The organism is Allobosea sp. 05T439, assembly GCF_056396005.1.
The window spans coordinates 25,408-34,319 of sequence record NZ_JBFTKP010000053.1 but is presented as its reverse complement, the minus strand read 5'-3'; the positions used below and the strand labels follow the sequence as shown (position 1 = coordinate 34,319).

Genomic DNA, 8,912 nt, shown 5'->3' with positions numbered 1-8,912 from the left:
GTCGTGGCTGAAGCTGCAGGTGAGGGATTGGCTGAACCCGGGGCGTGATCCTGCGCCCAGGCTGGCGATGTCGCGGCCAGGACCAGGGCCACCGCAAACGCCTTGTCGGTCAGGGTGTGTCGCATCGGTCTGTCCTCCCGTCGACCAAACGTGGGAGTGCGCCTCATGATCAGGTCGGCGTGACGAATTGTGGGGCTCGGCATCCGCGGGATGACCGCGATCCCCCACCGGACGAGCCGGCGCCTCATCTCGCCTGCACGCGACGGGCCCAACTTAGCACAGCGCTCGCCCGCCGTGCCACACATCCCTCTGCCCGGAGCGACTGAGCGCATCATCGATCGATGCGAGGGTCACGCACGCGCTATCGCAACCCGGCGATGCCTTTCGCGTCATTGTCGACGAATAATATGCAAGGCACTATCAACACGCACTGCAGCGGGACGACGGGCCAGGATCTATCGCCCAGCCGTGCCAGCGCGCGCCGGAACAGCATTCCGGGAACCGAACGAACCAAGGGGATGACGACCGATGACGATTGGGGTGGGAGGCTCGAGCTTCGAGGCGGAACTCGCCAGGCTGAATTCGATGACGTCCGGCGTCGAGCCGATCGCGGTCGCCGAGTTCAAGGCCCGCATCGCAAAGGCGCAAGCGCTCCTGCGCGAGCAGGGGCTGCAGGCGCTCTATCTCGATACCTCGGCCAACCTGCACTATTTCACCGGCATCCAGCTCAAGCTCACCGAGCGCTTGCATGGCGCGATCATCCCGGCAGAGGGCGACATCGTCTATCTCAGCCCGGCCTTCGAGGAGCCGAAGACGCGCGAATACATGCAGTTCGGCGAGGATGTGCGCTGCTGGGAAGAGCATGAGGACCCGACCGCGCTCGTCGTCGAGACGATCCGCAGCCTCGGCTATGAGAGCGGCACCGTCGCACTCGACCCCCATACCCCCTTCTTCATCGCCGACGGATTACGCAAGGCCGGCAACCGCTACAGCTTCGCCAGCGGCGGCCCGATCGCCGCTTCCTGCCGCCAGCTGAAATCGGCAGCCGAGATCGCGCTGATCCAGCGTGCCATGGACATCACCATGGAGGTTCACCGGGCTGCGGCGCGGGTGCTGCGCGTCGGCCTGACGACGACGGAGCTGGTCGAATTCCTCGACCGCGCCCATCGCAAGCTCGGGCTGAGCTCGACCTTCGGCGCCGCGCAGTTCGGCGAAGCCACCGCCTATCCGCACGGCGTCCCCTATCCGCAGACGCTGGCGGACGGCGACATGGTGCTCATCGACACGGGGACCAGGCTCGGCGGCTATCACTCCGACATCACCCGAACCTATGTCTTCGGTGAGCCGACAGAGCGTCAGCGCGAGATCTGGAACCTGGAGAAGCGCGCACAGCTCGCCGGGTTCGGGGCGGCCGTGCTCGGCGCGCCCTGCGAGGCCGTCGACCAGGCTGCGCGCGGCGTGATCGAGGCCGCAGGCTTCGGCCCCGGCTACAAGGTGCCGGGCCTGCCCCATCGCACCGGCCACGGTCTCGGCCTCGAGATCCACGAGGAGCCTTTCATGGTCAAGGGCAGCCGGACGCCGCTGGCGGCGGGGATGTGCTTCTCGGTCGAGCCGATGATGTGCATCTACGGCGAATTCGGCGTTCGCCTCGAGGACATCGCCTATATGGCGGAAGGCGGTGCGCGCTGGTTCACGCAGCCGGCCCATAGCGTCGACGATCCCTTCGGCTACGAAGCCTGAGCCTCTCGCGGCAAGGCAAGTCGCAGCAAGGGACGCGCCTGCGCTCCTGCGACCCAGGGTTCAGCCTGGGTTGCAGAGGCAGAAGAAGAAGAGCCTGCCCACCGGGCGGGCGAATGTCGATAAATCCTGGCGAGCGGGACCCAGGCCCTCGACACCAGCCGAAGCATCGGCCCGCCTGCGAATATGTGGGCCGCTCAGGGCAGCGCGGCGATTGCGGCGGTCACCTCGCCGCCACCGCGGCGCAAGGTGTTGAAGATCGGGCATTGATCGAGAAGGTGGCCGAGCAGCTTGGGCGCCTCGGCCGCAGACACCCCCGTGACCGAAATGGCGACATGGATCGCCGAGAAGCGCGTCTCGTCCTGCTCGTCGCGCGTCGCATCCACCGCTGCGGAGATCGCCTGGAAGGCGATGCCATGCTCCAGCGCATCACTTTCGGCGCTGGCGAGAGCGCAGGACCCCAAGGCCGCGACCAAAAGCTCGATCGGTCCCGGCGCGACCGAAGGGATCTGCCGGACCATGGCTGAATCGGACAGCAGGACCTTGCCGTGCCCCTCGATCACATAGCGACCGGGCGCCCCGGAGGTGGAGGCCGTGACGCTGTATCGTCCGCTCATCGTCTCTTGTCCTGCTGTTCGACTGACTGGACGGGCACACTAGCCGCCCAAGCTTTGATGCATAAGAGTTTGCGACGCCGAATTTTGAAAAAAGAAATAACTTTCAGAACGACCGCTATCTAGGGATTTAATTTCTGGACGTGCCCGCATAATCGCCAATTCAATTTCGTTGACGTTCAATCACTCCGCTCGATATCATTCAACATGATCGCGATCGACCTCCTATAGAAGCAAGTCTATCTCGATTACGCTCGATCACTAGCTAGAACTATTCTATTTCCTGACCACAAATCTATCGCGACGCCGCGTCGCGACAGATCCCCCCTTCCCCACCACCGCCCTCCTGCCGACGTCTCGGAACTCTTCCGAGCGCGTCCGCATGGCCAGATATCGGCCGCCCCAGGCTCCAAGAACGGTTCCATGATGAAGAAGCGCTTTTCCCTTTCGCTCGCCGCCCTGGCTTTCGGCACGGCCCTCTCGCTAGCCGCCCCGGGTTTCGCGCAAACCCTGACGATCGGCGTTCGCGCCGGCCCGGAATCGGTCGATCCGCATTTCACCTCGACGGGGACGCATGCCGAGACCTTGAAGCATGTCTTCGACACCTTGGTCTGGGCGGGCGACGAGCTTCAGCTCGAGCCCCGGCTCGCGCTGAGCTGGAAACCGGTTGGGGAAACCGCCTGGGAATTCAAGCTGCGCCAGGGCGTCGTCTTCCATGACGGCAGCGCCTTCACGGCCGAGGACGTCAAGTTCTCGATCGAGCGCTCGCGCCAGATCAAGGGACCGAGCCCCGTCTCCGTCTATGTCCGCCGCGTCAAGGACGTGACGATCATCGATCCCTATACGCTGCGGGTCGAGACCGACGGCCCGGCGCCGACACTGCCCAACGATTTCGTGCGCCTTTTCATCGTTTCGTCCAAGGCCGCCAAGGAGCTGCTGACGGCGGAGGCGGCCAATCCCGCCTTCAACTCCGGCAAGGCCGCGATCGGGACCGGGCCCTACAAATTCGTCTCGTGGACGCCGCGCTCCGAGCTGGTCCTGGAGCGTTTTGACGGCTTCTGGGGCGAGAAGGAGCCGTGGCAGCGCGTGGTGCGCAAGGAGATTCCAAACGATGCCTCGCGGGTCGCGCAACTCAAGGCGGGCCAGGTCGATCTGATCGCCCGCGCGCCCCTCTCGGACGTGACCTCGCTTGGCCGCGATCCCAAGCTCGCCGTCACCAAGACGGACACGATCTATCTGTTCAATGTCGACTTCGATTTCCGCGAGAAGAGCCCTCAGGTCTTCGCCAGGGACGGCTCGCCCTTGCCGAAGAACCCCTTCCTCGATCCGCGCGTCCGGGAAGCCTTCGATCTCGCGATCGATCGCCAGGCCCTGGCCGAGATCGCCATGGAAGGTTTTGGCAAACCCGTCGGCCAGCTCGTGACACCCAATATCTTCGGGTTCAATCGCGATCTGCCGATCACCAGGCCCGATGCCGCACGCGCAAGGCAGCTGCTCGGAGAGGCCGGGTTTCCCAACGGCTTCAGGGTGACGCTGAGCTTCACCACCGACCGTCTGCCGGGTGACAAGGAGGTTGGCGCTGCCGTCGTCCAGATGCTCGCCAGGGTCGGCATCGATGCCGTCTCCAATGGGCAGCCGACGACGATCCTGTTCCCGGCACGGCAGCGCGGCGAATATTCGCTGACCCTCTACGGCTGGAGCACCTCCACGGGGGAAGCGCATTACACGCTGGCGGCCCTGACCCACACCGCCGATATCGCGCGCGGACTGGGCGGCTACAATGTCACCGGATACAGTAATGCCGAACTGGACAGGCTGATCGACGCCGCCGGGGTCGAACTCGACGAGGCGAAGCGGCGCAACCTGCTCGAGCAGGCCGGAGCGCTGATCGGCAAGGACCGGCCGCGCCTGCCGCTGGTGCTGATCGGCACGGCATGGGCCTCGCAGAAGGCCAAGGTGACGATCAAGCCGCGCGTCGACGAAGACACGCTGGCGATGAATATCCGCCCGAGCAGGACGAACTGATGCGCTGACATCGGCGACGGCCATTCGACACCCGGGCGGCCGGCCCTGCAACGGGCCGCCCGGGCTCTTACGTCCGACGCAGCGTCGACCTGTGGCGACGGCTCCGCGCCTCTTTTGAGCTCTCCCGCGTCGCGTGGACGCCTGGGTCTCAAGCGCTGAGGCCGCTCCACTGGGGACTTCCTGTCATCAGCCGGGACTTCTAGTCATCACGGTTGTCGGAGCATGTGTAGCCGACAAAGCACGATCTCGAATTCTGGGTCCTGACCCAGGCGGGCGTGAGATACATGTCCTCCGCACAGAACGCGGAATCCTTGACGTAGCGATTGAAGATGTTGGGGCCCGAGTTGAGAATGGCGGAGCCCTTCGACTGGACCAGGGCTTTGGCCTCGGCACACTGCATTGTCCGTAGGTTTGGGCCCTCCTGCGCAAGTGCCATCGTGGCAAGAAGCGATGTGCCCAGCGCAAGGGTGAGGGTCTTGGCGCAGCGGCTGGCAGTGACAAGTGGCTTCATGGCTGTTTGCTCCCTATCGCGTCGTGAGAAACGTCGTAGTCGCCTCCTGTGGGCGGACGCCTGCATTGACGGGGCAATGCCGGCGCCGAAGCGTCGTTATCCGGTGCATCTTCGCGCACCACGCCGGCAGCAGGCTCGCATGACCTGCGGTGGCACTCCTACGTTGACACCCGTTTCGGGTGTCKGGCTACTCACGCATCGGTGAGGTTCGCAATCCCCGCGTGTTGCCTCCAATCGCGCAAACGGCGTGAGGGTGACGGCGCGCCTGCCACTGGCGCTGATCGGCGCGGCATCGGCCTCGCGGAAGGCCAAGGTGACGATCCGGCCGCGCGTCGACGATGGCGGAGAAAGCTATCCTCGACGGCACCTGGAAGCCTCCGATTATCGCGAAAGTGAAGTGAACGGAAAATCCGGCCAGTCACCGCAAGCTTGAGTTCAGAAAGTAATCATCTGGCCGATTGCGATCCGTGCGATGGCAGGCCGGAGATACCTTCAATTTCTCATGTCCGCCTTTGGCTCCCAGCCAAATCTCAGCTTTCCATCCATATGTGCCATTGGAGCAGGGAGGTGGCTCTCCGGGAAGCCGACGCCGAACTCACTTGCGGCCACAGGTGCCTTCCTATGCTCCGAAAATCGACGGCCGCGAACGGCGGGCGGTTCGGTCGATGGCGTGCGCCACGGTACTGAAGAGCTGCGCGGGCAGATCGTGTCCCATCCCATCGATCAGCATCATCTCCGCATCCGGGATTGACGCTGCGGTATCCTGACCGCAGTCGGGGTGAACGAGAGGATCGTTCGTCCCGTGAATGACGAGGGTCGGCGCCTTGATCGTAGCCAGTTGTGACCGGCGGTCACCGGCCAGCGCAATTGCCGCAAATTGGCGCCCGAACCCGCCTGGTACACGACCTCGCCGAACCTCCTCCCCGAGGAGCGCACGGCAAGCCTCTTCGTCGAACGAATAAGCGGTGGCAGCGACGCGCCGTGCGAAGGCGACGCCGTGATCAAGGAAGCCCGCCTCGTCCAAGATTGGATCGGGTGCGGGCCGCATCATCATCGTCATGGCGTCCGGTTCTGCCGACGGCAGGGCCGGGTTTCCCGTCGCCGACATGATCGAGGTGAGCGACAGAACACGGGACGGGTACTCGCTCGCCATCATCTGAGCGATCATCCCGCCCATCGAGCGCCCAACAACATGGGCCTGCGGGATGGAGAGGGCATCAAGCAGGCCGATTGCATCCGCGGCCATGTCGGCAAGTGTGTAGGTCACAGGTGGCCGCTGTCCCGCCATGAGGAGAGACACCAACGTTCCGACATCTACGGTTCCATGCTGGGCGAAGGAGGTTGAACGCCCGGCATCCCGATTGTCGAACCGGATGACGCGATAACCCAGCGCGGCCAGTTCCCAGCAAAAGGGTTCAGCCCAGCGGATCATCTGCGTCCCCAGTCCGGAGATGAGCAGGATGGCCTCCGCCGCTTCCTCACCGAAGCTGTCATAGGCCAGGGTGATGCCGTTACTGTTCAGGTTCTTCATCATCGCCCGCTTCCAGCCGTCAAATCCGGGTAGCCTGAAGTTTGTCTGCCCAGTGCGTGAGGCGCTCTTGCAGCAGGCGAGCGCGAACATAGTCGCTCTCTTCTTCCTCAAGACGCTCGATGATCTCGAACGTGAATGCCTCCGGTCCTTCGGCGCGCCACGCGTCCTGGAGGGAACGATGCGTGTTGTTTCCGAGCTGGAGGGTGAACCAAAGCCGGTTCTGGATCGTGGACAAGTCAGGAGCTTGTCCCACCCAGACCGCACCTGTGGGTATGCAGCGAACGGCGTAGATGCCGGTCGCGATCTCTCGTTTCCGATAGGCCGCTACGGCTGCCTTCCGATCTTCGCGTTTCACGACGTGAGCGCCTCCTGACGGCGGCGACAGCTAGCCGAAGCAGTTTGAGAAAGCAATATTACCAGGATAATATTGACGCGCGCCTTTTTGGCCGGGTAATAACTCGCAATGGAGGATCCTGTGTCCGATTACCTGTCCAAGATTTGCACCGCTTTCGTCGGCACGGAGCAGCTGGCGGCTGGATCTCTGATTGACGTGGCCTTGGCGATCAAGGCCGCTGAAGGCGACCGCGCTGACGCGTCCATTCTCGTCTTCGACGATGCTACGGGCTCCGTCGTGGATCTCGACCTGCGAGGCACGACCGCCGAAGTCGTGGTCCGTCTCAGCGAGCGGGGGAAGCGAGAGACAGCGGCGGCCAGGACGCAAACGGCTTCGGACACCGATGCAGAGCCTCGCGGGCGTGGGCGGCCGAAACTAGGCGTCGTCGCCCGAGAGGTCACACTGCTTCCCCGACACTGGGAATGGCTCTCCGCGCAGCCCGGCGGGACATCACAGGTTTTACGGCGCCTCGTAGACGAGGCTCGCCGATCCGATGGCGGCCAGACCCAAGCCAAGGCCGCGCGCGAAGCCGCCTACCGCTTTCTCAACGCATTGGCCGGTGACCTTCCTGGCTTCGAGGATACTATCCGGTCCTTGTTCGCGGGCGAGGATCGGGACTTTGCCGACCGCATGAACGCTTGGCCGCCGGACGTAAGACGCCATGCTTTGAAGCTGGCGACTGGATCATGTCCGCCTCGCGCCCCTCAGGAAGCGGATCCAACAATCCGCTAACCACCCTCCTGCGACCTTCGGAACGTCAGCTAATCCGCATAGTCCCTGGCGTCCTTCCGCCAGCCGGAAGGACGATCGTGGCCGGTTACCAGACGTCAGATTCTATCCACCAGATCATCGGACCGGATATCGTATCCGGTCCGATGATMTAACCTTCTGTGTTTGCATCGGCTTTTCCGAAAACCGCAATCCACTTTTCGGGCCGATGCCTTAGCGATGACGATCCGGCCGCGCGGGACGATCTGATGCGCTGAGATCGCGACGACCGCGAGCCGGCCTCTCCTTGTGAACGCGGCAAGGGCTTGGTCAGGCTGGAAACAAAGCGAACCGGCCTTGCGGCGCCGGACGCCCGTCGATCGCGTCCGGACTCATCCGGCGGTTGCCTCAGGGGCAGCCGCCCCCGGGGGCAACCGCCCTTTCCGGGGATCACACGGCCCACCACGGCGGAACTCTCTGTCTAAAATAAAATACTAAAGATCTTATTGCGATATTCATGTGCGCGAATAAGCTCGGGGAAACGAGGGAGAGCGCGATGAGAGATGAGCAGGATGCCGCAGAGGCACCTGAGCGTTCCGAAAGCGAAGAGGACAATCGGGCGCGCATGCTTGCCAGCCCCATGTTCGTCGGCTCGTTGCAGCGCGGCTTCGCGGTGCTGGAAGCCTTCACTCCCGATCAGCGCKAGATGGGCATCACCGAGATCGCAGCCGCGACCGGCCTCGACAAAAGCGCAGCGCAGCGCTTCACGTTCTCGCTCTATGCGCTCGGTTATCTCGAGAGGAATCCGGCGACCCGCAAATACAGTCTGTCGCGGCGCGCGCTCGGGTTCGCCTATGCCTATCTGCGCAGCGATCCGCTGGTCGAGGTGGCGACCCCCTATCTCGCCGACCTCCGCCAGAACTGTCAGCAGCGGGTCGATCTCAGCGTTCTCGACGGCACCGACATTCTTTACGTCGTGCGTCTGCAAAGCCAGCGGGAGGCGTTCGGCGCAACCTTGGTCGGCCGCCGCATCCCCGCCTTCTGCGCGTCCGGCGGCCGGGCCATGCTGTCGCGCCTGTCGGAGGCGGAAGCCCTGGCCCTGGTCGAACGCAGCAACCGCAGGCAGTTGACCCCCTATACCGTCACCGATGTCGATCAGATCATGGCGGCGATCGACCGCGCCCGGACGGATGGGTTCGCGATCTCCGTGCAGGAAACCCTGGTTGGCGAGATCGTGGTCTCGGCACCCGTGGTCGATATGCGCGGCTTGCCGCGGGCTGCGGTTCACATCGCCATGTCCTATGCCGAATTCGACGAGAGCACGGTGCGCGAGCGGTTCGCACCGCTGGCTGTCGCGACCGCGCGCCTGATCGCCGGTGGTGGCTACTAGCG

Annotated in this window: 8 protein-coding genes; 4 read left to right on the top strand and 4 right to left on the bottom strand. The window is 63.9% G+C overall.

Going from position 1 to position 8,912, the window contains the following annotated elements; genetic code table 11:
• The first annotated feature begins 528 nt into the window (after positions 1-528).
• Positions 529-1,740: a M24 family metallopeptidase gene (locus AC1DIO_RS31845; RefSeq protein ID WP_476769500.1), complete on the top strand. Its 1,212-nt coding sequence runs from the start codon at positions 529-531 to the stop codon at positions 1,738-1,740.
• Positions 1,741-1,934: 194 nt separating this feature from the next.
• Here AC1DIO_RS31845 and AC1DIO_RS31840 read toward each other — a convergent pair whose 3' ends face one another.
• Positions 1,935-2,354, bottom strand: coding sequence for an OsmC family protein (locus AC1DIO_RS31840; RefSeq protein WP_441507211.1), 420 nt, complete (start codon positions 2,352-2,354; stop codon positions 1,935-1,937).
• Between the two features lie 420 nt (positions 2,355-2,774).
• On the opposite strand from AC1DIO_RS31840, the gene AC1DIO_RS31835 reads away from it, so the two are divergent.
• Complete coding sequence (locus AC1DIO_RS31835) at positions 2,775-4,376, top strand: ABC transporter substrate-binding protein (protein WP_476854660.1); 1,602 nt, start codon at positions 2,775-2,777, stop codon at positions 4,374-4,376.
• Between the two features lie 199 nt (positions 4,377-4,575).
• On the opposite strand, the gene AC1DIO_RS31830 is transcribed toward AC1DIO_RS31835, so the two are convergent.
• The 3 genes from AC1DIO_RS31830 to AC1DIO_RS31820 all read right to left on the bottom strand — a co-directional run bounded on the left by AC1DIO_RS31830 (position 4,576) and on the right by AC1DIO_RS31820 (position 6,773).
• Complete coding sequence (locus AC1DIO_RS31830; RefSeq protein WP_441507209.1) at positions 4,576-4,887, bottom strand: hypothetical protein; 312 nt, start codon at positions 4,885-4,887, stop codon at positions 4,576-4,578.
• A gap of 619 nt (positions 4,888-5,506) precedes the next feature.
• Positions 5,507-6,421, bottom strand: a complete 915-nt coding sequence (locus AC1DIO_RS31825) for an alpha/beta fold hydrolase (protein ID WP_476854659.1) — start codon at positions 6,419-6,421, stop codon at positions 5,507-5,509.
• 16 nt (positions 6,422-6,437) lie between these two features.
• Positions 6,438-6,773, bottom strand: a complete 336-nt coding sequence (locus AC1DIO_RS31820) for a GIY-YIG nuclease family protein (RefSeq protein WP_441507207.1) — start codon at positions 6,771-6,773, stop codon at positions 6,438-6,440.
• Between the two features lie 120 nt (positions 6,774-6,893).
• Here AC1DIO_RS31820 and AC1DIO_RS31815 point away from each other — a divergent pair, with 120 nt between their 5' ends.
• Positions 6,894-7,544, top strand: a complete 651-nt coding sequence (locus AC1DIO_RS31815) for a DUF2239 family protein (protein ID WP_476854658.1) — start codon at positions 6,894-6,896, stop codon at positions 7,542-7,544.
• Between the two features lie 532 nt (positions 7,545-8,076).
• On the top strand, positions 8,077-8,910 hold the full coding sequence (locus AC1DIO_RS31810; protein ID WP_476854657.1) for an IclR family transcriptional regulator: 834 nt from the start codon (positions 8,077-8,079) through the stop codon (positions 8,908-8,910).
• The last annotated feature ends 2 nt before the right edge of the window (positions 8,911-8,912 follow it).